This is a genomic window from Desulfurella multipotens (assembly GCF_900101285.1).
Classification (GTDB): Bacteria; Campylobacterota_A; Desulfurellia; order Desulfurellales; family Desulfurellaceae; genus Desulfurella; species Desulfurella acetivorans.
The window spans coordinates 199,255-224,665 of sequence record NZ_FMYU01000001.1 but is presented as its reverse complement, the minus strand read 5'-3'; the positions used below and the strand labels follow the sequence as shown (position 1 = coordinate 224,665).

The 25,411-nt window shown below is 32.0% G+C and carries 25 protein-coding genes; 18 read left to right on the top strand and 7 right to left on the bottom strand.

The annotated features are described in order from the left end of the window. The first annotated feature begins 2 nt into the window (after positions 1 to 2). The 5 genes from BLQ93_RS01155 to BLQ93_RS01135 are packed head-to-tail and all read left to right on the top strand — an operon-like array spanning position 3 to position 4,714. Positions 3 to 581, top strand: coding sequence for an OmpA family protein (locus BLQ93_RS01155; RefSeq protein WP_092127588.1), 579 nt, complete (start codon positions 3 to 5; stop codon positions 579 to 581). After that, positions 578 to 1,609 (top strand): HlyD family secretion protein, encoded by a 1,032-nt coding sequence (locus BLQ93_RS01150; RefSeq protein WP_092127586.1) that lies wholly within the window; start codon positions 578 to 580, stop codon positions 1,607 to 1,609. The genes BLQ93_RS01155 and BLQ93_RS01150 overlap by 4 nt, the downstream gene beginning before the upstream one ends. Then, positions 1,606 to 3,117 carry a DHA2 family efflux MFS transporter permease subunit gene (locus BLQ93_RS01145; protein WP_092127584.1) on the top strand — a complete coding sequence of 504 codons (1,512 nt, stop codon included), beginning with the start codon at positions 1,606 to 1,608 and terminating at the stop codon, positions 3,115 to 3,117. Before BLQ93_RS01150 ends, BLQ93_RS01145 begins: the two co-directional genes overlap by 4 nt. After that, the gene (locus tag BLQ93_RS01140) at positions 3,117 to 3,758 is read left to right on the top strand and encodes a cytidylate kinase-like family protein (RefSeq protein WP_092127582.1); all 642 of its coding nucleotides are present in this window, start codon (positions 3,117 to 3,119) and stop codon (positions 3,756 to 3,758) included. The genes BLQ93_RS01145 and BLQ93_RS01140 overlap by 1 nt, the downstream gene beginning before the upstream one ends. Continuing rightward, positions 3,755 to 4,714 carry a 2-hydroxyacid dehydrogenase gene (locus BLQ93_RS01135; protein WP_092127580.1) on the top strand — a complete coding sequence of 320 codons (960 nt, stop codon included), beginning with the start codon at positions 3,755 to 3,757 and terminating at the stop codon, positions 4,712 to 4,714. Before BLQ93_RS01140 ends, BLQ93_RS01135 begins: the two co-directional genes overlap by 4 nt. Here BLQ93_RS01135 and BLQ93_RS01130 read toward each other — a convergent pair. Together BLQ93_RS01130 and BLQ93_RS01125 are read right to left on the bottom strand one after the other, a co-directional pair. Continuing rightward, on the bottom strand, positions 4,694 to 6,823 hold the full coding sequence (locus BLQ93_RS01130; protein WP_281182313.1) for a bifunctional diguanylate cyclase/phosphodiesterase: 2,130 nt from the start codon (positions 6,821 to 6,823) through the stop codon (positions 4,694 to 4,696). The genes BLQ93_RS01135 and BLQ93_RS01130 overlap by 21 nt on opposite strands. An 11-nt stretch (positions 6,824 to 6,834) precedes the next feature. Further along, positions 6,835 to 7,176, bottom strand: a complete 342-nt coding sequence (locus BLQ93_RS01125) for a hypothetical protein (RefSeq protein ID WP_092127576.1) — start codon at positions 7,174 to 7,176, stop codon at positions 6,835 to 6,837. 183 nt (positions 7,177 to 7,359) lie between these two features. Here BLQ93_RS01125 and BLQ93_RS01120 point away from each other — a divergent pair, with 183 nt between their 5' ends. The 10 genes from BLQ93_RS01120 (at position 7,360) to aroQ (ending at position 17,469) form a co-directional block, all read left to right on the top strand. Continuing rightward, positions 7,360 to 8,337 (top strand): aldo/keto reductase, encoded by a 978-nt coding sequence (locus BLQ93_RS01120; RefSeq protein ID WP_092127574.1) that lies wholly within the window; start codon positions 7,360 to 7,362, stop codon positions 8,335 to 8,337. A gap of 79 nt (positions 8,338 to 8,416) precedes the next feature. Beyond that, positions 8,417 to 9,694, top strand: a complete 1,278-nt coding sequence (trmFO, locus tag BLQ93_RS01115) for a methylenetetrahydrofolate--tRNA-(uracil(54)-C(5))-methyltransferase (FADH(2)-oxidizing) TrmFO (protein ID WP_092127572.1) — start codon at positions 8,417 to 8,419, stop codon at positions 9,692 to 9,694. A gap of 64 nt (positions 9,695 to 9,758) precedes the next feature. Further along, positions 9,759 to 10,037 (top strand): 30S ribosomal protein S15, encoded by a 279-nt coding sequence (rpsO, locus tag BLQ93_RS01110; RefSeq protein ID WP_025392588.1) that lies wholly within the window; start codon positions 9,759 to 9,761, stop codon positions 10,035 to 10,037. Beyond that, positions 10,034 to 12,172, top strand: a complete 2,139-nt coding sequence (gene pnp, locus BLQ93_RS01105) for a polyribonucleotide nucleotidyltransferase (RefSeq protein WP_092127570.1) — start codon at positions 10,034 to 10,036, stop codon at positions 12,170 to 12,172. Before rpsO ends, pnp begins: the two co-directional genes overlap by 4 nt. Further along, the gene (locus BLQ93_RS01100; RefSeq protein ID WP_092127568.1) at positions 12,153 to 13,349 is read left to right on the top strand and encodes a M16 family metallopeptidase; all 1,197 of its coding nucleotides are present in this window, start codon (positions 12,153 to 12,155) and stop codon (positions 13,347 to 13,349) included. The genes pnp and BLQ93_RS01100 overlap by 20 nt, the downstream gene beginning before the upstream one ends. 16 nt (positions 13,350 to 13,365) lie before the next feature. Continuing rightward, positions 13,366 to 14,487 (top strand): pyridoxal-phosphate-dependent aminotransferase family protein, encoded by a 1,122-nt coding sequence (locus BLQ93_RS01095; protein ID WP_092127566.1) that lies wholly within the window; start codon positions 13,366 to 13,368, stop codon positions 14,485 to 14,487. After that, positions 14,477 to 15,412, top strand: coding sequence for an ATP phosphoribosyltransferase regulatory subunit (locus BLQ93_RS01090; protein WP_092127564.1), 936 nt, complete (start codon positions 14,477 to 14,479; stop codon positions 15,410 to 15,412). The genes BLQ93_RS01095 and BLQ93_RS01090 overlap by 11 nt, the downstream gene beginning before the upstream one ends. A gap of 1 nt (position 15,413) precedes the next feature. Beyond that, complete coding sequence (locus tag BLQ93_RS01085; RefSeq protein ID WP_092127562.1) at positions 15,414 to 16,679, top strand: adenylosuccinate synthase; 1,266 nt, start codon at positions 15,414 to 15,416, stop codon at positions 16,677 to 16,679. A gap of 11 nt (positions 16,680 to 16,690) precedes the next feature. Next, complete coding sequence (locus tag BLQ93_RS01080) at positions 16,691 to 17,038, top strand: histidine triad nucleotide-binding protein (protein WP_025392582.1); 348 nt, start codon at positions 16,691 to 16,693, stop codon at positions 17,036 to 17,038. Beyond that, positions 17,035 to 17,469, top strand: a complete 435-nt coding sequence (gene aroQ / locus BLQ93_RS01075) for a type II 3-dehydroquinate dehydratase (protein ID WP_092127560.1) — start codon at positions 17,035 to 17,037, stop codon at positions 17,467 to 17,469. Before BLQ93_RS01080 ends, aroQ begins: the two co-directional genes overlap by 4 nt. On the opposite strand, the gene typA is transcribed toward aroQ, so the two are convergent. Further along, positions 17,466 to 19,304, bottom strand: coding sequence for a translational GTPase TypA (typA, locus tag BLQ93_RS01070; protein ID WP_092127558.1), 1,839 nt, complete (start codon positions 19,302 to 19,304; stop codon positions 17,466 to 17,468). The genes aroQ and typA overlap by 4 nt on opposite strands. Continuing rightward, the gene (locus BLQ93_RS01065; protein WP_092127557.1) at positions 19,297 to 20,880 is read right to left on the bottom strand and encodes a DEAD/DEAH box helicase; all 1,584 of its coding nucleotides are present in this window, start codon (positions 20,878 to 20,880) and stop codon (positions 19,297 to 19,299) included. The genes typA and BLQ93_RS01065 overlap by 8 nt, the downstream gene beginning before the upstream one ends. Before the next feature lie 288 nt (positions 20,881 to 21,168). On the opposite strand from BLQ93_RS01065, the gene BLQ93_RS01060 reads away from it, so the two are divergent. From BLQ93_RS01060 to BLQ93_RS01050, 3 genes are read left to right on the top strand one after another with little or no spacing between them, the layout of a single operon-like run. After that, positions 21,169 to 21,537 (top strand): hypothetical protein, encoded by a 369-nt coding sequence (locus tag BLQ93_RS01060; protein WP_092127555.1) that lies wholly within the window; start codon positions 21,169 to 21,171, stop codon positions 21,535 to 21,537. After that, positions 21,534 to 21,815 (top strand): hypothetical protein, encoded by a 282-nt coding sequence (locus BLQ93_RS01055; protein WP_025392576.1) that lies wholly within the window; start codon positions 21,534 to 21,536, stop codon positions 21,813 to 21,815. Before BLQ93_RS01060 ends, BLQ93_RS01055 begins: the two co-directional genes overlap by 4 nt. Then, the gene (locus BLQ93_RS01050; RefSeq protein WP_092127553.1) at positions 21,803 to 22,273 is read left to right on the top strand and encodes a PaaI family thioesterase; all 471 of its coding nucleotides are present in this window, start codon (positions 21,803 to 21,805) and stop codon (positions 22,271 to 22,273) included. Before BLQ93_RS01055 ends, BLQ93_RS01050 begins: the two co-directional genes overlap by 13 nt. On the opposite strand, the gene BLQ93_RS01045 is transcribed toward BLQ93_RS01050, so the two are convergent. The 3 genes from BLQ93_RS01045 to glgA are packed head-to-tail and all read right to left on the bottom strand — an operon-like array spanning position 22,270 to position 25,409. After that, entirely contained in the window at positions 22,270 to 22,632 is a 363-nt protein-coding gene (locus tag BLQ93_RS01045; protein WP_038572420.1) for a response regulator, read from the bottom strand. The genes BLQ93_RS01050 and BLQ93_RS01045 overlap by 4 nt on opposite strands. Continuing rightward, on the bottom strand, positions 22,604 to 23,992 hold the full coding sequence (locus BLQ93_RS01040) for a sensor histidine kinase (RefSeq protein ID WP_092127552.1): 1,389 nt from the start codon (positions 23,990 to 23,992) through the stop codon (positions 22,604 to 22,606). The genes BLQ93_RS01045 and BLQ93_RS01040 overlap by 29 nt, the downstream gene beginning before the upstream one ends. Further along, a complete protein-coding gene (gene glgA, locus BLQ93_RS01035) occupies positions 23,979 to 25,409 on the bottom strand; it encodes a glycogen synthase GlgA (protein WP_092127550.1) in 1,431 nt (476 codons plus the stop codon). Before glgA ends, BLQ93_RS01040 begins: the two co-directional genes overlap by 14 nt. Positions 25,410 to 25,411 lie beyond the last annotated feature (2 nt).

The window sequence follows — 25,411 nt, the reverse complement described above, 5'->3', positions numbered from 1 at the left end:
TTATGAATAAGTTATTATTGTTTTTATTTTTAGCAGGTTTTGCATTTTTAGTTAATAGTTGTTCTAGTGTGCCAGGTACAAAAGCCCCAATTGAGTCAAGTGTTCCACAAACATCTGCAAATCAACCACCCACTTCATCTATGAATATGCCGTCTTCTAGTTTAAGTAACATACAAAATCAAAACGAGCTTGAAAGCGAGTTGGAAAAACAGGCAAAAGAGGTAATGCAAAGAATTTATTTTAAGGTAAATAGCGCTGCAATTACAAAGATTGATGAGTGGGGCATAAACCAAGATCCGTCTGAAGTTCTAAACAAAATAGCTGAATTTTTAATTCAACATCCTCAAGTTAATATTGTTATTGAAGGAAATTGCGATGAAAGAGGAACCGATGCATACAATTTAGCACTTGGTCAACAAAGAGCCGATGCAGCAAAAAACTACCTCGTGCTAAAAGGTGTTGCCTCTAATAGAATAGAGACTATAAGTAATGGAAAGTCAAAGCCTATCGATCCACAAAACAATGAGTATGCCTGGGCTAAAAATAGAAATGATGAGTTTGTTGTTTCTATAGTAAAATGACCAAAAAAACCAAAAAATTCATACAGCTTTTAGTTATTTTGTTAATATTAGCCGGGTTAGCTATCTATTTTATACCAAAGCTTATTTATGATTTAAATCATGTTTCTACGGATGATGCATACATTGATGGTACCATTGTGCCTATTTCGCCACAGGTTGCTGGTAAGGTCATTAAGGTATATGTAAAAAGAAACCAGTTTGTTAAAAAAGGTCAGATACTATTTGAAATTGACCCAACTGACTATATTCAACAGGTTAAAAATGCGCAAAATGTTTACCAGTCAAATGTGATTCAGATGGAAAATCTCAAATTATCCATATTGGAAAAACAAGCTGCAATACAAAAAGCGCAACAAGATCTAAAGGCAAGCAATGCAAAGCTCACATATGCTCAAAAACAAAATATGCGCTATTATAATTTGCTTAAAGAAAAAGTAATAAGCCCTCAGGAATACGATAGTGTTAAGATGAACTATAGCGTAGCTTTAGCTGATTTTAATGCCAGGCTTGCTTCAATAAAGCAACTTGAAATAGAAATTGCTGACTTAAAAACCCAGCTTTTAAAACAAGAGCATTTAATAAAGCAATCAAAAGCCCAGCTTGATATAGCAAGCATAAACTTATCAAGAACAAAAGTAATTGCACCAATAGATGGTTATGTTACAAAGCGCAATGTAGAGATAGGCCAATATGCACAGGTAGGTTTGCCTTTATTAAATATTGTGAATCTCCACCATGTATGGGTTGTGGCAAATTTCAAAGAAACTGCAATACACAATATACATATTGGTGCAAAGGTAGCTATCAAAGTTGATGCTTATCCTGGAAAAACATTCTATGGTTACGTAGAAAGCTTCCAAACAGGCAGCGGGGCGGTATTCAGTTTGCTTCCTCCCCAAAATGCTGTTGGAAATTTCATCAAGATAGTTCAAAGAATACCTGTAAAAATTAATATTACAACACCCTATAACCCCAAAACACCCCTTTATCCTGGTTTATCTGTTGAGCCTTATGTTAGTATAAAATGAATAAGTGGATTGTTACTATTACTGTAATGATAGGCACAATAATGAGCTCGCTTGATACCAGTATAGTAAATGTTGCAATTCCATATATTCAGGGTTCAATGGGTGCATCCCTTGAACAAATCACATGGGTTTCTACCGGATATTTACTTTCAAATACCATAATTATGCCAATAATTGCACTATTAAGCTCACGCTTTGGCAGAAAGAATTTTTATATGTTTGGTATAGCTTTGTTTACATTGGGTTCTGCGCTTTGCGGCATTGCATGGAATTTGTATGCCATTGTTATTTTTAGAATAATACAAGGAATAGGTGGAGGCGTTTTAATACCAATTGCTCAGGCAATTTTAAGGGAAGTCTTCCCAAAAGAAGAGCAAGGTATGGCAATGGGCATATACGGTATGGGTGTTGTTATGGGACCAGCTATTGGACCTACTCTTGGTGGATGGCTAATAGATAGGTATAGCTGGCCATGGATATTTTACATAAACTTACCTATAGGTATAGTGGCTTTAATTATGGTAAATATTTTTATAGAAGATCCAGAATTTTTAATAAGAGAAAAAAGCAAGATAGATTTTTTAGGTTTGATTTTTATGGCTATTGGGTTTGGTACTTTGCAGATATTTCTTGCAGACGGTGAAAATAAAGACTGGTTTACATCTCAGTATATCACACATCTTGCAATTATTGCAGGCGCAGGTATAATATTTTTTGTAATAAGAGAGTTAACAATAAAAAAACCTGCTGTTGATTTGCGTATTTTAAAAAATATAAACTTTACCCTAGGCACATTGCTTGGTGGTGTTCTTGGTATGGGGCTTTTTGCAAGTTTGTTTGTTTTGCCGGTTTTTTTGCAAAATTTGCTTGGATATACTGCATTTGATGCTGGAGTTGCAATGGTTCCAAGAAGTCTGGCAATGGCTTTAATGATGCCAATTGGGGGTAAATTGTTCAATAAACTTGGACCAAAAATCCTTGTTAGTTTTGGTTTAATACTTGTTATTATTTCCTTTTTTCAATTTGCAAACCTCAATTTAAATGCAAGCTTTTGGGATATATTTATACCACAATTTTTACAGGGCAGCGGTTTTGGTTTTATATTCGTATCTGTTAGCACTTCTGCATTAATTACAATTGAAAAAAGTGATTTAACATTTGCCACAAGTATTTACAATGTGTTTAGGCTTATTACTGGTAGTATTGGTGTTGCACTTGCTGCTACATATGTTGATAGAGGAACAAATGCCTATTACTCGGTTTTAACTCAAAATGTTTCTATGTTCAGTAGAAATACTTTAGAATATATAGCAAGATTAGACCAGGTTCTTGGCATACCATTTCAACTACCAGACTTAAAGATAAAAGAAATGTTAAATGAAACAATTATGCAACAGGCTATGATGCTTTCGTACAATCATGTATATTTGCTTATCATGTTTATATTTGTTTTGTCCTTGCCACTTGCTTTTTTCTTAAAAGGTTTTAAAGATATCAAGAGGGATTAATGGAAAATATTGTAATTACAATCACAAGACAAATAGGATCCGGTGGTTATGATCTTGCAAGAGCTATTTCAGAAGAGTTTGGTTTTAAATTAATTGATAGAGAGTTAGTTGTGCATGCAGCAAAAATTTTAAAAACAGATGTAGCCTATTTAGATAAAAAAGAAGAAAGAACCTCAAGTTTGCTTGAAAAAATTTTAAGTGTTTTTTCTATTGGTACACCCGAAATTGGATCATTGGCAGGTTCTTTTTACCCAACTGACGCAGAGATATTTGAGGTACAAAAAACAGTGCTTGAGAACTTTGCGCAAAATCATGACATTGTTGCCTTAGGTAGAGCTTCTTTTTTTGTATTTAAAGACCATCCAAAACATTTATCAGTTTTTTTAAAAGCAGATTTGGATTATAGAGTCAAAAACGTAGCAAAAGAATTCAATATAAGCGATAAAGAAGCAATAGAACTCATAAACCAAACGGATAAAAATAGAAATGAGTATATAAAAAAGATGACAGGTTTAAACAGGTGTGATTTGCGAAATTATGATATTGTTCTTGATGTTTCTTGTATAGGTTTTGAGTTAACAAAAAATTTTGTTATTGATGTAATAAAGCATAAATTTTTCAAAAATGGTGGTGGTAGATGAAAAAAATTAAAGTTTTTGTAGCAGGTATACATTTTGTTGGTATTCAAAATTATATTAATGAATGTCTTGATGTACTAGAATTTGAGTTTATACCAGAAAGCGCGCTTGAATATAGGATACACGAGTGTGATGTGTTAATACCTGCCATGTCAAAAATTGATGCAAATTTAATTGAAAAGGCACAAAACTTAAAACTTATACATCAGTGGGGTGCTGGTCTGGATGGTGTTGATATTGTTGCTGCAACAAAAAAAGGTATATACGTAGCAAACGTACCTACAGCAAATACAGGTAATGCCGAATCGGTAGCGGAATGGTCTATAATGGCTGCAATCGCGCTCGCAAGGGGTTTTCCGTATATTCAAAATAATGTTTATAATGCAGTTGGGTGGGGATGTCCCGTTGGTATTAGTTTGATTGGGAAAAAAGCTTTGATTATAGGTTTTGGTGGCATAGGAAGAGCGATTGCTCAAAGGCTCAAGTCTTTTGGTGTTCATATATGGGCTATTAAGCAAAATTTAGACAATAAATTAGTCGAGCAATATAAACTTGAAGCAATAGGCAGGCCAGATAATCTTGAAAAATACTTACCATTGGTTGATTATGTATTTTTGGCTTTACCATTAAACAAAGAAACACAAAACCTTATAAACTCTAACAATATATTCAAGTTCAAAAAAGGAGCGTTTTTAATTAATCCTTCAAGAGGGGATATTGTTGAAAAGCAGGCATTAATTGATGCACTCAATAAGAATCATTTAGGCGGAGTTGCTTTGGATGTTTTTTGGAAAGAGCCACCGGATAAAGAAGATTTTTTTGATATGAAAAATGTTATTGTAACTCCTCATATTGCAGGTGTTACAGATGTTTCTTATAAAGCAATAGCTTTTTATGTTTGTGAAAATATAAAAAGGGTATTTGAAGGAAAAAAGCCGCTAAATTGTGTAAATTGTTGAGTTAAGCAATTGTTTGAAATTTTCTTCGTCCATTGGTTTATAAAATAAGTAACCTTGTAGGCAATCAATTTCCAAATCTTTTAAAATCTTTTGTTGATTAGAATTTTCGACTCCTTCTGCAATAGTTTTTAAATTTAAATTTTTTGATATTGATGCAATGGCTTTGACAAGCTGGTATGAAGTTTGATTGGTTTCCAATGTTTTTATAAAAGAAATATCAATTTTTATGGTATTTATAGGTAATTGAGAAAGGTAAGACAAAGAAGAGTATCCTGTACCAAAATCATCCAAAGCAATAGATACTCCAAGTCCTTTTATTGTATGCAGTATCTGTTTTATGTAATCGAAGTTTTCAACAAAAAGTCTCTCTAAAATTTCAATAGGAAGATATTTTGGGTCAAGATCATACTTTGTAATAGCATTTGTTAATTTTCTAATTATACTTTTACTTTTAAAGCTATTTGGTGCAATATTTATAGATATGGGGATAGTTTTTTTATATTGCGTAAGAATTGTTTTTTGAAAATATGCTACTTTATCAATAATAAAATCTTCAACATATTCTATTAAGCCTGTAGCTTCAAGTGTTTCTATAAATACACCAGGCGCAATAATTTTTCCATTGTGATTCCACCTAAGTAAACATTCAGCGCCACAAATTTCACTTGAAGCGTTTTTAACATAAGGTTGATAATATAAGGTAAATTCATTTTCTTTTACAGCTTTTTCGAGGTCTTTTTTTAATTGAATTTGTTTAATTAACTGTTCTTCGTCTTCTTTTTGGTAGAATTTATAAGGATAGTTACCTTCTTTTGCATGTTTTAGGGCAACATACGCTTTAGCAAGCAAATCTTGTGCATTTTTGGCATTATCCGGAAAAAAACTCACGCCGATATTAAATTCAATATTTATGTTACCATAAGAGACAGTAATTGGTTTGCTTAATGTATCTTTTAAAATTTCGATATAATCAAGTATTTGCTCTTTTGCATAAAGGTTTTTAACAAATAAACCAAATTTATTTTCAGAAAGTCTTGCAAAAATATCATCTGGTTTAATGATATTTTGTAGTTTTCTTACAATTTCTCTTAATACATCATCACCAACACTAAAACCATAGTAAGTATTTATATTTGTAAAATCTTTTGGATCAAGTATGACTAATGCATATTTAAGTTTTTTTTCATTGATTTCTTTAAGGTATATGTCAATATTTTCTAAAAAATATTTTTGATTATATAAACTCGTTACTGGATCGTGGTTTATGTAGTAATCCAGCTTAAATTGAAGACCCTTGTCTTTTGATAAATCTTTTCCGATTGCAATGTAGTATATTTCATTACTAAATTCATATGGTACAACGGTAGTGTAAGATTGGATTATCTGGCCATTTTGGGTTCTGTACAAAATAATATCAGCAAACACTTTTTTATTTTTTAACGTTGTATAAAAATTTTTGGCAAATTCTTTAGAATGAAGCTCTGATGAAAATATCCTGTGGTTTTTGCCAAGTAATTCTTCTTTTTTATAACCGCTTGCAAGTAATGTGGTTTCGTTTACATATACAATATCAAATTTGAAATCAGTAATTACTACAAAATCAAAACTACTATTTAAAGCAACAGAAAACATCTGCATCCATTTTTGATTTTCAAATTTATCCAATGCATAATTTATGTCATCTACAATTTCTTTCAAAAGTTCATAAGTTTTTTTATCAAATATGTGAGGTTTTTTTGAATATAGATTAATAACGCCAATGGTTTTTCCATTTTGTATAATAGGCAAAGCGCATGATGATTGCAAATTATATTCAAGCATTTTTTGTTTAAAAACAGCGAGATTTTTATTTTGCAGCGTATCATTATTTATAAAAATACTTTTTTTGTTAAATGATTTAATTGTTGGCCAGGATTCATGAGGGTTTTGAAATTTATCATTTGCAAAAAACAAATACTCAATATCTTTTTTATTTTTCCCTGAGTATTTTGTAAGTTTAAGTTTGTTTTTATCATCTAAAATGAATAATCCAGCTAAATCAAACTCGCCATAATTTACAAAAACATCGCAAATTTTTTCAAATAGTTCGTTTTTAGATGTAGATTTTATAAGTAAATGATTTACTTTTGATAGGATGTTGTAAGTGTATTTTGATTTATAATAACCGTATTTGTCTTGTAAGCTAAATAAGCCGTGCCTTTGCCATATTCACTTTTGCCATTAATTGAAATTGGAATATCATCAAATAATTGTGAATTTTCTCGTTTTTTGTGTATTATTTTAAGATGGTTTGTATTATCTATTTCTCCTACAACAACAATGCTGAATCCTAAATCTTTTATCAGGTTTTCGCACATTTTTTCAAATAAACTGTTTTGGTCGTCCTCTCTAATGATTAATTGGTTTATGTTTTTTAAAGCTAAAAACAATTTTTCAAAAATCTCTTGCTTTGTTGTATCCATCAAATGTAATCCTTATCGGTTTACTTCATCACTAGAAGTTTACAAAATTTATCTACATTAATAATATCAAAAGACAAGCTTTTGTCAAGCAAACAAAATCTAGAGGCTTAAAGCTTGACAATTTATAAATTATGTTTATTATTTTAGTATAAGTAATTAGAAAATTTTCTATTGGGGGGTAAAATGGAGTTTACATATATTAACAATACAATTAAAACTTCCAGAATTGGACTTGGGACATGGGCAATTGGCGGTTGGATGTGGGGTGGAAGCGATGAAAAGCAATCTATCGAAACAATTTTGGAAGCTTTAAATATAGGCATAAATTTAATTGATACGGCGCCCGTTTATGGTTTTGGTTTATCTGAAGAGATTGTTGGTAAAGCAGTAAAACTTTTTGGCAAACGACATGAAGTAGTCATTGCTACAAAGGTTGGGCTTGAATGGAAAGACGGTAAAGTTTTTAGAAATTCAAGTAAAGATCGTATTCAAAAAGAAATTGAAGATTCACTTAAAAGATTGCAAACAGATTACATTGATATATATCAAGTACACTGGCCAGATGAAACTGTAAATTTTCAAGAAACTGCAGAAACATTACTTAATTTATATGAAGAAGGAAAAATAAGAGCAATTGGTGTAAGCAATTATTCTGTAGAGCAGATGGAAATTTTTAGAAAATATGCGCCAATTCATACTTCTCAACCGCCATTTAATTTATACGAACAAAGCGCAAAAGAAAAAATTTTACCGTACTGCTACGAAAATAATATAAAAACGTTACTTTATGGGTCTTTATGTAGAGGTTTGCTAAGCGGAAGAATGACAAAAGATACACAGTTTAGTGGTGATGACTTAAGAAAAATTGACCCAAAATTTCAGCTTCCAAGATATGAGCAATACTTAAAAGCTACGCAAGAGTTGGATAAATTTGCAAAAGAAAAGTACAATAAAAGTGTTATACATTTGGCAATTAGATGGATTTTAGATCAAAAAGGAGCCGATATAGCATTAATTGGAGCAAGAAAACCTTCTCAACTGTCTTATATAAAGGAATTGTTTGATTTTATAGTATCATTGCAAGATAGCCACCAAATCGATCTTATATTAAATACCTTCATCAAAGATCCTATCGGCCCAGAATTTATGGCGCCGCCGTAATCGACCCATCTAAACGGGGGTCTGCAAAGACCCCTCTTGCCTTGAAAAAACACAAAAATTTATGTAGGATTAATCAATTGTGAGAGTGTGTGTTATTGGTGGCGGACTTGCTGGCTGCGAGGCAGCATATAAAATAGCTCAAAATGGTTTTAGAGTTGATTTGTATGAGATGCGCCCCCTAAAGCAAACACCAGCTCATACGACAGGTAATTTATGCGAGCTTGTATGTTCTAATTCTTTGGGTTCAATATCTATAAAAACAGCTGCAGGCTTGCTAAAAAAAGAAATGAGTCTATTGGGTTCTTTGACTATGTCTGCTGCAAGGTTTTCTAAAGTGCCAGCAGGTAGAGCTTTAGCTGTAGACAGAAACATATTTTCTCAAACAATAACGCGAATAATAGAAGCACACCCAAATATTACAATTGTAAGACAAGAAGTAAAGAAAATACCTATTGGGTATGATATAGTCATTATTGCAAGTGGTCCTTTAACTTCAGCAGATTTGGAAAACGAAATAATAAAAATAACAGGGAGAAAAAATCTGTATTTTTACGATGCCATAGCTCCACATGTTTTAGCTTCAAGTGTAGATTTTTCAAAAGGTTTTTGGGCAAACAGGTACGAAAGTGGCAAAGATTACTTTAACTGTGTATTATCTAAAGATGAATATAAAGAGTTCTATAACGCCTTAGTTAATGCTGAATGTGTTGAATATAAAGATTTTGAAAAACCGCACTTTTTTGAAGGTTGTATGCCAGTAGAAGAGCTTGCAAAGCGAGGCTTTGAAACGCTGCGTTTTGGGCCTATGAAGCCAGTTGGTTTACTAAAAGACAACAAAAGGCCTTATGCTGTGGTTCAACTTAGAAAAGAAAATCAATCAGGCACTATTTTATCATTGGTTGGCTTTCAAACGAAACTCACCTATAAAGAGCAATTAAGGGTATTTAGGCTCATACCTGCTCTAAAAAATGCTGAATTTGCAAAACTAGGTTCTATGCACAAAAATACCTACTTGCAATCTCAGCATTTGCTTACCAAATATTTAAACTTGAAAGATATGCCAGATATTTTTTTTGCCGGTCAAATTACAGGTGTTGAAGGCTATATTGCAAGTGCCGCAAGTGGTATGTTTGTTGGTATTAATGTTTCAAGGCTTCTTGAGAAGAAAGACTTGTTAGAATTACCAAAAGACACCATGCTTGGCGGCTTAATAAACTATATTACACAACCCAAAGATTACCTACAGCCTATGGGACCTAATTTTGGTTTAATTGAAAATTCTAAACCAAAATTAGATAAAGCAAAGCAAGCATTAAAAAGTTTGTTTGATTTTTGCAAAAATAACGGTTTGTTTTAATAATTCTTTACAAAGCATCTTTTATCGAGTATAATAACAATAAGATGAAGAGAAGGAGTTGTGTATGTTAACCAAGGAACAAAAACAGGAAATAATTAAAAGATTTGGTGCTAATGAGAAAGATAGCGGTTCGGTTGTAGTACAAATTGCTCTTTTAACAGAACGTATTAATTATTTAACAGAGCATCTTAAAAACTATAAAAAAGATTTTCAAACACGCAGAGGTTTACTAAGACTGGTTAACCAGAGAAGGAGGTTGTTAAAATACTTAGAAAAGCACAATTTTTCTGAATTTAAAAAAGTGGTTAAAGAGTTAGGTTTAAGAGTTAAAGGTCAAATATGATTTTCGAAGTACAAGACAACATATATGGAAAAAAGATTTCTATCCAAACTGGGAAGTGGGCAAAGCAGGCTGATGGTGCTTGCGTGGTATCAATTGGTGATACTGTAGTTTTAGCTACTGTAGTTTCAACTAAAGAACCACCAAAAGAATTTTTGGATTTTTTTCCATTAACTGTTAATTATCAGGAAAAATTTTACGCAATAGGTAAGATTCCAGGTGGATTTGTAAAACGCGAAGGTAAACCAAGTGATTATGAAACACTTGTCTCAAGACTTATAGATAGGTCAATTAGGCCACTTTTTCCATCGGATTATAAGCAAGAAACGCAAGTAATAGTTACTACAATCTCTGCAGATCAAGAAAACGATATCGTTGTTGCTTCAGTATTGGCAGCGTCTTGTGCTATAAATATTTCTGATATACCGTTTTTTGGACCTTGCGCAGCTTGCAGGATAGGGCTTAGAGGCAAAGAGTTTATACCACTGCCTACGCAGTCTGAGCTTAAAGATTCTCCATTAAATTTGATAGTAGCAGGCACTAAAAATGCTATAAACATGATAGAATCTGGTTCAAATGAAATAACAACTCAAACAATGGTAGAATCTATTTCCTACGCTCAAAAAGTTATTAATAAACTTATTGACTTGCAAGAAAAAATAATCAAAGATGCAGCAAAACCAAAAAGACAATATGAGCCTATGACTGTTAGCGATAAAATTATGACTGCAATGGAAGCTTTATGTATAGATGAATTACAACAGGCTCTTAATATAATAGACAAAAAAACAAGGCATGAAAAGATAGATTCTATCTTTAAAGCAGCTTTAGAAAAGCTAAGTGAAGAATTCAGCGAAGAAGAAAATTTTGAAGCAAAGTTAAAAGCAGCATTTGAAGGAATCATTAAAAATTTAGTTAGAGATAAAATTATTTCAACAGGTATAAGAATTGACGGCAGAGGGCTTGATGACATAAGGCCGATTACCTGTGAAGTGGGTATTTTACCAAGAACTCATGGTTCTGCTGTTTTTACAAGGGGAGAAACACAGGCTTTAGTTGTTACTACACTTGGATCAAAATCCGATATGCAAATTATTGATAATATTGGTGGTGAAACATTTGAACGATTTATGTTGCATTATAATTTTCCACCATTTTGTGTTGGAGAAGTAAGACGTCTTGGGGCGCCAGGAAGAAGGGAAATAGGTCACGGGGCTTTGGCTAAGCGTGCAATCGAGCCAGTAATACCAGATGAAGCTGATTTTCCATACGCTATACGTATAGTTTCTGATATTTTAGAGTCAAACGGGTCGAGTTCTATGGCTACTGTGTGCGGTGCTACATTGTCTTTAATGGACGCGGGAGTGCCTATAAAAAAGCCTGTTAGTGGCGTGGCTATGGGCCTTATAAAATCGGAAGATAACTATTATATTTTAACTGATATAATGGGCGATGAAGATCATTATGGCGATATGGATTTTAAAGTTGCAGGTACAAAAGATGGTATAAATGCACTCCAGATGGATATAAAAATAGAAGGTGTTAATGAACAGCTTTTAATGTATGCTTTAGAAAAAGCAGAAAAGGCAAGGCTTTTTATACTTGATAAAATGCTTGAAACTTTGCCTACATACAGATCGCAGCTTTCTGAGTATGCTCCAAAGGTTACAGTTATAAACATAAGTGCTGATAAAATAAAGGATTTAATTGGTCCAGGTGGTAAAGTAATTAAGTCTATAATAGAAGAGACAAATACAAAAATTGACATAGAACAAGATGGGAGAGTAAATATTTTTGCAAGCAATACAAAAGATTTAGAAAGAGCAATTCAGCTTATAAAAATATCCATAGGCGAGCTTGAAGAAGGCCAAATTGTTGAGGGTGTAGTAAGTCGTATTGAAGATTATGGTGCTTTTGTAAAGTTTTCTCCAAATCAAGAAGGCTTGATGCATATATCTCAGATTGACACAAAAAGAGTCAAAAGTGTCTCTGATGTGTTGAGTGTTGGTGATAGAGTTACAACAAAGATTATAGGCATAGATAAATTTGGAAGAATTTCTTTATCCCTTAAAGCTCTAAAATTAGAAAATCAAGAAAATCAAGAAGAAGACAATAAAAATGAAGCTTCAGACACTTAAAAAATCCGGTGTTGTTGGCAGTGTTGGTATTTTCGTTAAAGTAGGTAGCGCTTATGAAAATGATAATGAAAGAGGCTTGTCCCATATGCTTGAACATATGGTATTTAAAGGGACTAATAAGCGCTCTTATTTTGATATTGCAAAAGAAATTGATAGGCTTGGTGGTATTATAAATGCTTTTACATCAAAAGAGTATACATGTTTTTATGTAAAAGTTTTAAATGATTATATTGAAAAAGCATGGGATGTATTAATTGATATTATTACAAATCCTACTTTAAATAATGTCGAGCTGGAAAAAGAAAAAGATGTAATTATTGAAGAAATTAATGCATCAAATGATGATCCGCAATCAGCTGTATTTGATGCATTTTTTGAAAATGCAATTCCTACGAGTTTAGGAAAGCCTATACTTGGTAAAAAAGAGCAAATTGCATCTTACACGAGGGAGGATTTACTTAACTTTTTAGGAAAGTTTTACAAACCAGAAAATATGATTGTTGCTTATGTTGGGGAAGGAGCAAAAATTGAGGTAAAAGATAAGCAAGAATTTTATTATAAAGATTATTTTGAAAAATCGAGTTTTATAAGTGATTATGAATTTAAATTTATACCCGGCAAAGACATAATAAAGAGACAACTTGAACAAACCAACATAATTTTAGGTTGTGAGTTATTTAGTATTTATGACAAAAGAAAATACGCTGCTTTTTTGGCTAATAATTTTTTTGGTGGCAATATGAGTTCTAGGCTTTTTCAGTCAATCAGAGAAGAAAAATCTCTATGTTACAGTATTTACTCAAGTATTATGTTTTTCAAAAAGGGTGGTATTTTTTATATATCAAGTTCAACATCCAATGAAAAAACACAAAATTTAATAGATGCCTGCATTGAAGAATTTAATAAATTTAAAAAAAATGGCATGACAAAGAGTGAGCTTGAGGATATAAAAACAAATTTTAAAGGTCAATATGGTTTATCTCTTGAGAGTACAAATAGTTTGATGATAAAACTTGGTAGTGATTATCTAACTTACAATGCATACCAGGATCCAAAGGATATTTTTTTAAATGTAGACAGAGTAACTTTAAATGATATTATGGAAGTATTGAATCTACTGAACACAGAAAAAATGCATTTAACATGTTTGGGTAATATTAACGACATTTCTTTTTAATTAAAGGAGAAAAATCATGAAAAGATACCTCATGACACCAGGTCCTACGCCAGTGCCAGAAAAAATTGCATTAGCTATGGCAGCGCCTATTATTCATCATAGGACTAAAGAATATATAGATTTACATGAAAAAGTTAGAGAAAAATTAAAGAAAATATTTCAAACGCAAAACGACATAGTAATTTTTGCATCAAGTGGAACTGGTGCAATGGAAGCTTCAGTTTCTAATATCCTATCAGAAAATGATAAAGCACTTGTTGTTGAAGCTGGTAAATTTGGTGAGCGCTTTAGCCAACTTGTTAGTAGTTTTGGGGCTCAAGCGATAATATTGAAAAAAGAATACGGAGATTTTGCAAACGCTCAAGAGATTGAAGATTATGTTAAAAAATACTCTCCTAAAGCTGTTTATATGCAAGCATGCGAAACCTCCACAGGCGTATTTCATCCAATTGATGAGATCGGCAAAATGCTAAAAGAAAAATATCCTGAAGTTGTTTTTGTTGTCGATGGAATTACTGCTGTAGGCTGTATTGATATAAAAACAGATGAATGGGGTATTGATATACTTTTGACTGGTTCTCAAAAAGCTTTTATGTTGCCACCTGGCCTTGCAATGTTATCTATAAGCGAAAAGGCAAAAAAAATAGCAGCTCAAAATAAAAACAAAAGGTATTACTTTGACATTTTAGGCGAGCTTAATGCCCAAACGGGTCACTTTACACCTGCTGTTACGCTTGTTTTAGGTTTAAACGCTGCAGTTGATATGATGCTTGAAGAAGGTTTAGGTAATGTTTTTAAAAGGCACGAGTTTTTAGCCAAAGCAGTTAAAGCAGCTATTTTAGCTATGGATTTAGAGCTTTTTGCAAAAAGGCCATCCAATTCTTTGACTGCCGTTAAAGCCCCTCAATCAATTGATTCGAAGCAAATTATAGATATCATGAATAAATTTGGAGTTTCTATATCAAATGGGCAGGGTTCTATGAAGGGCAAGATATTTAGGATAGCGCATCTGGGTTATTTTTACCCTCCAGATGTTATATTAACGATAGGGACACTTGAAATAGCTCTTAAAAAACTCGGTATAGATAAACTTGGCGTAGGTACAAAAAAAGCTTTGGAGATATTTGTTGAGTATTAAACACAATATTCCAAAAGGTGTATTGCAATTTTTCTATCCACATTCTCGCAAAAGACGCGACATAGAAAATAAGATAATGGATTATCTTGATTCAAAAGACTATAAAGAAATTGTAACGCCAACATTCATTTATGAAGATAATGTGTATCAGGATCTATACGAACCGCTAAAATCGAAATTGTTTAAATTTGTTGATAGAAATAGTGGAAAAACGATTATTTTACGGCCAGATGTAACGCTTCAGGTAGCTTTAGCGGTATTGCTTGCCGATATTGATTTACCTGCAAGGTTTTCTTATGCCCATTACATTTATAGGGATGAAAAGCAACATGCTAATTTAAAAAGAGAATTTAAGCAGATTGGGGCAGAAATTTTTGGACAAAATTCTATTGAAACAGATATAGAGATAATAACTTTAGCAATAGATGTATTGAATTTAGTAGACATAAAAGATCTTGTAGTTAGGATTTCTGATTCTCAAATCATTGATAAATTGCTTGATGTATATTTAAGTCCACAGTTTTTTGATAAAAAAAAAGCAATATTGCGCTTAATTAACAAAAAAAATCTCTCGTTTTTAAAACAGATGCCTTTGGGTGAATTTGGGTCTATTATTGATGCGCTTTTTTTAGGAGACATAAACGCTTTATTAAAAATTGAACCTATAAAACAAAATGTTGGAAATTTGATTGAAATTTCAAATAAAATTAACAAAGATTGCGAAATTTTTTTGGATTTTTTTTACTATGAATACCCTACCTATCACAGCGGTGTGTCTTTTGATATATTTAGCAACAATGCAGTTTTGTGCACAGGTGGCAGGTATGGTAATTTAATGCAACTTATGGGTAAATATATACCAGCTACAGGCTTTGCTATAAATTTAGATAAGTTAATGGATTTTTTATATACCAAGGAGATTTGAAATGAACACATTAGTTTTGGGTTCTCAGTGGGGCGATGAAGGAAAAGGAAAAATTGTAGATATTTTAAGCCAAAAGGCTGATATTGTTGTGCGCTATCAGGGTGGTAGCAATGCGGGCCATACTGTATGTGTGGATGGCAAAAAGTTTGTTTTGCACTTAATACCTTCGGGTATTTTGCACGATGGCAAAACATGCGTTATTGGAAATGGCGTAGTATTTGACCCAAAAAGCTTTTTTGAAGAAAAAAAACAACTTGAAGACCTAGGAGTAAAGCTGGATTCTAAATTACTCATTAGCGATAGATGCCATATTGTAATGCCATACCATAAAAGTATGGATGTAAATAGCGAGCATATATTGGGTGATAGAAAAATAGGCACAACAGGAAGAGGTATTGGCCCAGCTTATGTGGATAAGTACGCAAGGGTAGGCATCAGGGCCTGCGATTTGTTGGACAAAGAAACGCTTAAAGAAAAAATCAAAAACAATGTAGAACATGCAAATAGAATATACAGCTTATACGATATAGAACCTTTAAACGAGAAAGCTATATACGATGAGTATATAGAGTATGGTCAAATGTTAAAGTCTTATATAAAAGACAGTGTTTACTTTCTTAATGATTCATACAAAAAAGGCAAAAACATACTATTTGAAAGTGCTCAAGGCTCACTGCTTGATGTGGATTTTGGTACATACCCTTATGTAACATCATCAAACCCAACTTCAGGTGGTGCATTTTGTGGCACAGGTCTGCCGTATAAGTCACTTAATAAAGTGATAGGTATTATGAAAGCATACACCACAAGAGTAGGCAATGGCCATTTTCCAACAGAGCTTTTAAATAACGAAGGTGAATACCTAAGAAAAAACGGCAATGAGTTTGGTGCTACAACTGGCAGACCAAGAAGGTGCGGTTGGCTTGATTTAGTGGTTGTAAAATACGCCATAATGATTAGCGGTATAGATGAGATTGCTATGACAAAAATTGATGTTTTAGATGGCCTTGATGAGATAAAAGTATGCATAGCCTATGAATTAGATGGCAAAACAATAGATTACATGCCAGCTTTAAATAGTGAATTTGAAAAAGTAAAACCCATTTATAAAACATTTAAAGGCTTTAGTGGTACAAAAGGCATAAATGACTATTCCAAATTACCAAAAGAAGCAAAAAATTACATAGAAGAGATAGAAAAAATCATCAATACTAAAATCTCAATTATTGCAACAGGTACAGATAGATCAGATACGATTTTTAGATAGGAGGTGGTTAAATGTGTGTATTTTGCAAGATAGTTAATAAAGAATTACCATCGAAAATTGAGTACGAAGATGAAAAATATATGGCTTTTTATGATATTAACCCTAAAGCACCAATACACCTATTAATTATACCAAAAAAGCATGTTGAAAATCTAAATGATATGGATGAGTCAGATATTAGTATGATTTCAGATATGGCTTTACTTGCAAAAAACTTAGCAAAAAAACTGGGTATTGATAAATCAGGCTATAGAATTGTGATAAACAATGGCCCAGATTCCGGTCAAGAAGTATATCACATACATATGCATTTATTAGGCGGTAATTTTTTAGGTTCCAAATTATTTGCTAAAATATGAAAATCTTAATTTTAAATGGGCCAAATCTAAATATGCTTGGCAAAAGAGAGCCCCATATTTATGGAAAGCTCTCTTTGTCTGACATAGAAGAAACAATTAAAAACCATGCAAAAAGTTTAGGTGTAGAAGTTGAGTTTTTTCAATCAAATTACGAAGGTGCCATTGTTGAAAAGATTCATCAAGCTTTCGGTAATTCTGATGGCATAATTATAAATCCAGGTGCCTATACACACACAAGCATTGCCATAAGAGATGCTTTTTTAAGCGTTAATATACCATTTGTAGAAGTCCACTTATCAAATGTGTTTAGCAGAGAATCATTTAGACACAAAAGCTACCTAAGTGATATTGCACAAGGTGTAGTAAGTGGGCTTGGTCAATATTCATACATTTGTGCACTAAACTTTTTAATAAATTTCCAAAATAGCTAGTCTTGCTCATGTGTATGGCTTAAAACTTTTCGTTTTTGGGCGCTAAGTTCTGTTTTTCTCAATCTAATAGAAAGCGGCGTAACTTCAACCATTTCATCATCTTTTATAAAATTTATAGCTTTCTCTAGTGTCATAACATTTGGGCTTGAAAGTATAATATTATCATCTTTTCCAGCAGCCCTCATATTTGAAAGCTTTTTTTCTTTGCATGGGTTTACATTCAAATCTACTTCTTTATTGTGTTCTCCAATTATCATACCTTCATAAACAGGCTCATTTGGTCCAATAAATAATTGACCTCTTGGTTGTAAATTAAACAATGCATATGCAATTGAAATACCCTGCCTATCGCTTACTAATGATCCACTGTAGCGCGTTGCGATATCGCCTGCGTAAATATCGTATTTTTCTAGATATGAATTCATAATACCAGTGCCTTTTGTATCGGTCAAAAATTCATCTCTAAAACCTATTAGCGATCTAGATGGCACAAGAAACTCAATTCTTATACGTCCTTTAAAGTTATTTGAAAGATTTATCATTTTGCCTTTTCTAGTTTGTATTTTTTGTGTAATAATACCCATAAATTCTTCTGCACAGTCAATAAATAAATGTTCATAAGGCTCTAATTTTTTACCATTTTCAAATTTGTAAATGATTTGTGGTCTGCTCACACAAAACTCAAAACCTTCTCTTCTTAATTGCTCAATTAGTATGACCATTTGAAATTCGCCTCGTCCTTTTACAATGAACTTATCTGTATCTTCTGTCTCTTCAAATTTTATTGATACATTCTTAAGCGTTTCTTTAATCAGTCGTTCTTTTATATTTCGAGATTGAACGATTTTGCCATCTTTGCCGGCAAAAGGTGAATCGTTTACGCTAAAAACCATTGAAACAACAGGTTCATCGATTACAATGCGTTTTAGAGGTTTTTCCACATCACTTGTACATATCGTATCTCCTATTGCTATATCCTCAATACCAGATACCACGATTATGTCGCCAGCTTGAATTGACTCAATGGGTTTTAAAATTATGCCATCGTAGGTTTGTATTTTACTAATTGAAGCAGTTTTTTTAGTGTTGTGTGAGTTAAAATAAGAAAAAGCTCTACCTTTTACACTATCTAAAAAGCCGTTAAAAACTTTGCCAATAGCCAGTTTTCCTAAGTAATCAGAGTATCCAAGATCGCTTACAAGCATTGAAAAACTTTCTTTGCTTGTGTATATTGGTGGCGGTATTTGATTTATTATTTCTTCAAAAAGTACTGATAGATCATATTCATTACTATCCGGGTTTTTTTTGGCTATACCTTGTTTTCCTATAGCATAAAGAACGCTAAATTCCAATTGTTCATCGTTTGCATCAAGGTCAATAAATAAATCGTATATTTCATCCAATACTTTATTAATTCTTGCGTCTTGTCTATCAATTTTATTTATTACTACAATTATCTTTAATTTTGATTCCAATGCTTTTTTTAACACAAATCGCGTTTGTGGTAGTGGACCTTCTGCTGCATCAACAAGCAATATAGCACCATCAACCATTGATAAAGCGCGCTCAACTTCCCCTCCAAAATCAGAGTGTCCGGGTGTATCTAAAATGTTTATTTTAACGCCATTCCAAAAAACACACGAGTTTTTAGCTGCAATAGTAATACCTCTTTCTTTTTCTAACTCCATACTATCAAGTATTCGCTCTTGTATGTTTTGATTTTGCCTGAATGTTCCACACTGTTTAAACATAGCATCAACAAGAGTTGTTTTGCCGTGATCTACATGTGCAATTATTGCAATATTTCTAATATTGTCATTAAAATTTTTAGTCATTTTTTTCCCTTGCCTTTGTAATTAAACTTTTTGTATTTGATTTCTTTTTAAAAATTTGAAGCAAAACCTGAGCTTCTTCAAATGGAACACTTACAAACGAAAATTTATCAAATATTCTTATATCTTTTATGTCCCTTTCATTGATTTCAATTTGTTGTTTTATAAAATCTATTAATTTTTTTGGTGTCATAGAATCTTGTCTTCCAAGTGCCACAAAAAGGCGTGTTTTTGAGTAAGTTTCAAGGGGTTTAACTTCTTTGATTTCATGATAGTTTTTTTCGTCAAGTTCTTCTTTAAAATTATACTTTAGCAATGCTGCAACAACTTCTGTGGGTTTGTATTGTTCTAGCAATTTGTTTGCTAAATTTGTATATTTTTCTTCATGGTTATCTTGAATTAGATTTTCTATCTCAGTTTGAATTTTATTTATTTTAAAACTTATAATTTCTTCAACAGTAGGTAAACCTTGTTTTTTTATATTAAGTTTAGCGGTTTTTAACATGTAAATGAGCCTATTATACTCATTTGGTGTGACGAAAGTTATAGCTATGCCGCTTTTACCAGCTCTTCCTGTCCTACCGATTCTATGAATATAGGATTCGACATTTTCAGGTATGGAATAATTTATCACATGAGTAAGATTTTCAATGTCTATGCCTCGTGCTGCTACATCTGTTGCAATTAGTATTTGCGCACTTTTTCTTTTAAATTTATTTAAAACAATTTCCCTCGATTTTTGTGTCATATCACCATGAAGTGCAAGCGCATTGTAACCTGCGTCTTGCAATTTATTTGCAAGTTCATCTGTTTCAATTTTTGTTTTGCAAAAAACTAGTGCATAAAATTCTTTTTGCATATCAATTATGCGGCACAATGCTTGAAATTTATCTTCGTAGTTTACTTCAAAGTAGATTTGTTGGGTAAGGTTTGATGTTGTGTCGTCTTTTTTTGTTTTTATGATTTCGTAATTTTTCATATGTTTTTTTGCTATTGATACAATTTGTGTTGGTATAGTAGCAGAAAACATTAACAACCTTTTGGTATCGTTTGTGTGTTTTAAGATTTCTTCCACATCGTCTATAAAACCCATATTTAGCATTTCATCGGCTTCATCTAAAACCATATCGCTGATTAACGAAAGATCAATTGTTTTTCGGTTTATATGATCTAATATTCTCCCAGGTGTTCCAACAATTATATCAATGCCGCTTTTGAGTCTTGAAACTTGCAAATCTATTGATTGACCACCATAGATTGGTAAAATTTTGAGTTTTTTTGTGCCTTTTAAAGAGTTAAGTTCTTGAGATATTTGAATAGCAAGTTCTCTTGTTGGTGTAAGTATCAAACATTGTATGTGATCTAATTTTTCTTGGGCTTTTTCTATAATTGGTACACCAAAACTTGCCGTTTTACCTGTACCTGTTTGAGCTTGGGCTATTAAGTCTATGTTTGTTTTTAGCATTAATGGTATTACTTGCTCTTGTATTGGCGTTGGTTCTTCATAGCCTTTTTTTAGAAGTGATTTTAAAATATTTTCCGAAATTCCCAAATTTGCAAACTTTTCTAACCTTTGCATACTACTTCCTTGTAATTTTAAACAGTTTAAAAACTTTTATTTAGCTAAAAAGCGAGTTTTTAACTTTGCGCTGGAAAGCACAAATGTCATTGGATAACAAGACAAGACGTACAAATAAGCCCCGTATTTTTCTTAAGACAAATGAGCTTTTTAAAAGCGCATTTAAAATTCACGGGACTCATTATACCAGCTTTTTTTTATTTTGCAATAAATTTGTTTTTTCAATAATTGACAAAAGTAAAAAATTAGCTATCATAAACTTAGAATTTAAAAAAAGGAAAAAGACTTATGAAAGAGAAAATATTGAGTATCGTGGAAGGTTTGATAAAAACAAGCGATATTGAAGAGTTTATGTCTTTATTGAAAGAAAAAACTGCCTATATAAAAAAACAGCCAATTGATTTTGTTATTGCATCTAAAAATGATATAACAATTATGTTTGAGTTGCTTAAAGATTTTTTAAAGCAAAAAAGCTTTGTACCAAAAAATACCTTTATTGCACTTTTATTACTTTTAACTTTTGCTATAGGCAAAAAAATTAAAAGATTAAGTATTTTAAAAGAAAACATTGATAGTGATTTATTGATTGGTTTTTGTATTTACTTAGTTGAAAAAGATATTCAGAAATATTTAGAATTAAAAGGAGGTAATAAATGAGTACACAACATGGGCACGATCATGGTCACGAAGACTCAAAAAAGAAATTACTAGGGTTTTACAATGCTGCAAAATGGGCTATGGATGGTGTTTGTACTTTAGATGTTTATGCTGAAGTAGACGACAAAAATGAAGCTCAAGTAAGAAAAGAGCTCGAAGATTTAGGTATTAATTATGATTTAACAAAAAAAGGTATAATAAAAGGTTATTTTGAAGGTACATACGATAGAGTTTTGCCTATTATGCGTACATTGCTTGAAAAGGGATGGCATTGGTAGAATTTGACCAAACTTTGCATAAAAAGTTACCTCGATATAAAAATTGCATAGTATGCGGTAATGAAAATGATTTTGGTTTAAAAACTTGGTTTTTTACAGATTTTGAGTTTGTTTATAATAATTGCGTGTTAGATGAACATTATATTGGTTATCCAGATAGGATTCATGGTGGCATAATCTCAGCTATTTTAGATGAAGCAATGGGCTGGGCAACCACCGTTAAGACGAAGCTTTTCTATTATACCATAGAGCTTTGCTCCAAATACAGGAATATCGCAAAGCCTAATACGGAATTTTTTACAAAAGCTCAATTTTTAACCAATAAAGGAAAGATAGCTTTTACGCAAGCTACAATAACTGATGGCAAACAAATTATAGCTACAGCCAAAGGTAAATATTATCCGCTTGATTTGAAAGACCAAGATAGTGTAGAAAAATTACTCATTAGAGACTATTAATTGTTAAGTTTCAATAATTCTTTTATCTTTTCTTTTAGTTCAGTTAAATCAGGCGATTTTACAATGTATGCATCTGCTATCCATGTGGAAAAATCTTGCTTATAATGAGAGTAGGCTGTCGACATAATAATAGGTGTGTCTGGTGATTTTTCTTTTAATATTCTTAGCGCATCAAGGCCGCTCATCTTTGGCATTGCAATATCTAATAAAACTAAATCGGGTTTTTGGTTATCAAAATCATCAATAGCAGATAGTGCATCAGGGTAAGACACTACATCATAGCCTTCATCTTTTAGCTCTTCTTCGTATAAAAACCTTATGGATTCTTCATCATCCACTACCATTATCTTTTTTTTCATTCTTTTCCTCCTCAACTAAATTTGGAATTTTAATGATAAATTTTGCTCCTTTTCCAACAAAATTATCCAAACTGATTACGCCGTTATGTTCTTGAACTATTTCTCTTACAATCGATAAGCCAAGTCCAGTACCATGAGTTTTTGTAGAATAGAATGGCTTAAATACATATGGCAGAAACTTTATATCAATACCTCCACCATTATCTTCCACTGTAATAACAATAAACTTATCTTCTTTATAAGTAGAGATTTTAATAAGCCCATCTTTTTTATTTGCTATTGCTTCTGTAGAATTTTTTATAAGATTAATTAAAACCTGTTTAATCTGATCTGGGTCACCATAAAGATACTTTGCAAATTCAGAAAGGTCTGTTATAAATTGTATGTTTGAAGAATTAATATTTTTTATAGCTTCTATGGTATCGAGAATAAGCTTTTCTAGATCGAATATTTTTTTAACGCTTCTATTTTGTCCTTTGGCATATCTGTTAATATCAAGTGTTAAATTGTATACTCTATCTAATTCTTTTTTTACAATTTCAAGGTATTGATAAACTTGAGGGTTACTATCAGCAGAAATTTTTCTTGCTCTATCAAGAAATCCTATAGCGCCGATAAGTGCATTTTTTATTTCATGTGTGATATCTGCTACAGCTCTACCTAAATTAAATATATGCTTTTGATGAATGAGATTTTGTTGTTCTTCAATTAGGCGCTTACTCATATTTTTGTATGTTTCGATACTCATAAGATTTTCTATGGCAATGGCAGATTGATTAGCAAACAAAAATAATGTAGTAATATCATCTTGTTCGATTGGACGTTTATTATAGAAATTATCGGCAACAATAGCACCAATGGGCTGTTCTCTAGAAATTAGTGGAGCGAATGCAAATTGTTCAAAATTGAGTTCTCTAAGAATTTGATCATCTCCGCCTAAGTTACTTGCATCAAACACAAAGGCTTGTTTTTGATTGATGTTTTTAAAAATAGTATCTTTTTGAAGACTTATTCTGGATTTGCTTATAGTTTTGTTAAAGTTTGAATTTAGCTGGGCTTCAATGTTTATTTCATTTAATAGCCAGGAAGCCATTCTACCTCTTATATCAAGATTTCTTAAGCTATTCCAGATAGTTGTAGCTTCTTGTATGGAATCTGGTGCTACACCTAAAACTCCATCCATTGTATTGTTTGGCCTATTGTACAAAAATATAGCGGCCCTGTTAAATCCTAAACCATCACCTATAGTTACAGCAGTTAAAACAACGTGAAGCAATTTTTTTAAATCAGTTGTTAAACTTATTGCTATGCCAAGTTCGTATAATAATTTCCACTCTTCTACAATTCTATCTATATCCATAAATTTTTTTGTAAAGTTTTATATATTCTTTTGCCTGATTTTTCCACGAGTAATCAAGGCTCATAACATATTGTGCGATTTTTAATAGTTCATCTTTTTTGTTAAACAACTCAATTGCTTTTTTTATTGTTTTTGTTAGTTCTTTAGAATCATATTTTTCAAACACAAAGCCTGTTGGGTTTTTAGAACGATTGGAATAATTTTTGACAGTATCTTTTAGACCACCTGTTGCCCTCACAATTGGTAGTGTTCCATAACGATAAGCTATCATCTGACCTAAACCGCATGGTTCGTATTTTGATGGCATTACAAAGAAATCACTAGAAGCATAGATTTTGTGTGCTAATGGCTCATCAAATTTTAAGTTTAAAGATATTTTGTCTTTGTACTGGCTGGCTAGCTGGGACAGTTGATCTTCTATATCTTTTTCACCACTGCCTAAAATAATAAATTGTACGTTAGTATTTGATTCCAATAATTCTTTGACACTACTTGAGAAAATATCCATGCCTTTTTGCGCTGCAAGTCTTGACACAACACCAAAAACCGGTACTTCTTTGATTGGTAAACCAAGTAGTTTTTGAAGGGCATTTTTGTTTTTTATTTTATCTTTTGGATTATTAAAATTGTAATCAATAAATTTATCTGATTTTGGATCCCAAACATCTACATCTATTCCGTTTACGATACCACTTAACTTGTATGAGAATTTTTTTAATAATCCATCAAGACCAAAACCAAATTCTGGCGTTTGAATTTCCAAAGCGTATGTTTTGCTAACGGTAGTTACCGCATCAGCAAATACAATGCCACCTTTTAGAAAATTGATTTTATCATAATACTCAAGGCCATCAATAGTAAATAATTCCCACGGAAGTTCTAAATTATTCATGTAATTTTTATCAAAAATACCTTGATAGCCTAAATTGTGTATAGTAAAAACAGTTTTGGTTTTAGTAAATATGTTTTTATAAAATACTTTTAAGTAAACATTAATAAGCGCTGATTGCCAATCGTTTGTATGCAAAATATCTGGTATTATATTAAGAGTTTTTAAGCTGTCTAATACAGCTTTTGAAAAAAAACCAAATCTTAAAGCATTATCTTCATAATCTTGTGCACCAATACCATAAAGGTAGTCTCTGTTGTAATAATTTTGATTTTCAATAAAGTAAAAAGTGCAATTATTTTGTTGTGTTTCGTATAAATTAATACTGGTTTTTGTATGGTTAAAATCCACCTCGACATTTGAAACAATTGTTAAAGAAGATCTATCTACTGTTTTGTATAAAGGGCTAAAAACACTAATATTTAGTCCATTTTGTGCAAGAGCTTTTGGTAATGCACCCGCAACGTCGGCTAATCCTCCTGTTTTTGAAAAAGGAAAAACTTCGCTTGAAGCTATAACTACATTCATTG

Bases quoted from the DNA above. Each gene is read 5' to 3' on its own strand.
- BLQ93_RS01065 (WP_092127557.1), bottom strand. From the start codon at position 20,880: ATGCAAAGGTTAGAAAAGTTTGCAAATTTGGGAATTTCGGAAAATATT.
- BLQ93_RS01140 (WP_092127582.1), top strand. From the start codon at position 3,117: ATGGAAAATATTGTAATTACAATCACAAGACAAATAGGATCCGGTGGT.
- BLQ93_RS01040 (WP_092127552.1), bottom strand. From the start codon at position 23,992: ATGGATATAGATAGAATTGTAGAAGAGTGGAAATTATTATACGAACTT.
- BLQ93_RS01155 (WP_092127588.1), top strand. From the start codon at position 3: ATGAATAAGTTATTATTGTTTTTATTTTTAGCAGGTTTTGCATTTTTA.
- BLQ93_RS01050 (WP_092127553.1), top strand. From the start codon at position 21,803: ATGGCATTGGTAGAATTTGACCAAACTTTGCATAAAAAGTTACCTCGA.
- pnp (WP_092127570.1), top strand. From the start codon at position 10,034: ATGATTTTCGAAGTACAAGACAACATATATGGAAAAAAGATTTCTATC.
- BLQ93_RS01055 (WP_025392576.1), top strand. From the start codon at position 21,534: ATGAGTACACAACATGGGCACGATCATGGTCACGAAGACTCAAAAAAG.
- glgA (WP_092127550.1), bottom strand. From the start codon at position 25,409: ATGAATGTAGTTATAGCTTCAAGCGAAGTTTTTCCTTTTTCAAAAACA.
- BLQ93_RS01095 (WP_092127566.1), top strand. From the start codon at position 13,366: ATGAAAAGATACCTCATGACACCAGGTCCTACGCCAGTGCCAGAAAAA.
- BLQ93_RS01045 (WP_038572420.1), bottom strand. From the start codon at position 22,632: ATGAAAAAAAAGATAATGGTAGTGGATGATGAAGAATCCATAAGGTTT.
- BLQ93_RS01100 (WP_092127568.1), top strand. From the start codon at position 12,153: ATGAAGCTTCAGACACTTAAAAAATCCGGTGTTGTTGGCAGTGTTGGT.
- BLQ93_RS01120 (WP_092127574.1), top strand. From the start codon at position 7,360: ATGGAGTTTACATATATTAACAATACAATTAAAACTTCCAGAATTGGA.
- BLQ93_RS01125 (WP_092127576.1), bottom strand. From the start codon at position 7,176: ATGGATACAACAAAGCAAGAGATTTTTGAAAAATTGTTTTTAGCTTTA.
- BLQ93_RS01150 (WP_092127586.1), top strand. From the start codon at position 578: ATGACCAAAAAAACCAAAAAATTCATACAGCTTTTAGTTATTTTGTTA.
- typA (WP_092127558.1), bottom strand. From the start codon at position 19,304: ATGACTAAAAATTTTAATGACAATATTAGAAATATTGCAATAATTGCA.
- BLQ93_RS01145 (WP_092127584.1), top strand. From the start codon at position 1,606: ATGAATAAGTGGATTGTTACTATTACTGTAATGATAGGCACAATAATG.
- aroQ (WP_092127560.1), top strand. From the start codon at position 17,035: ATGAAAATCTTAATTTTAAATGGGCCAAATCTAAATATGCTTGGCAAA.
- BLQ93_RS01085 (WP_092127562.1), top strand. From the start codon at position 15,414: ATGAACACATTAGTTTTGGGTTCTCAGTGGGGCGATGAAGGAAAAGGA.
- rpsO (WP_025392588.1), top strand. From the start codon at position 9,759: ATGTTAACCAAGGAACAAAAACAGGAAATAATTAAAAGATTTGGTGCT.
- BLQ93_RS01080 (WP_025392582.1), top strand. From the start codon at position 16,691: ATGTGTGTATTTTGCAAGATAGTTAATAAAGAATTACCATCGAAAATT.
- BLQ93_RS01135 (WP_092127580.1), top strand. From the start codon at position 3,755: ATGAAAAAAATTAAAGTTTTTGTAGCAGGTATACATTTTGTTGGTATT.
- BLQ93_RS01060 (WP_092127555.1), top strand. From the start codon at position 21,169: ATGAAAGAGAAAATATTGAGTATCGTGGAAGGTTTGATAAAAACAAGC.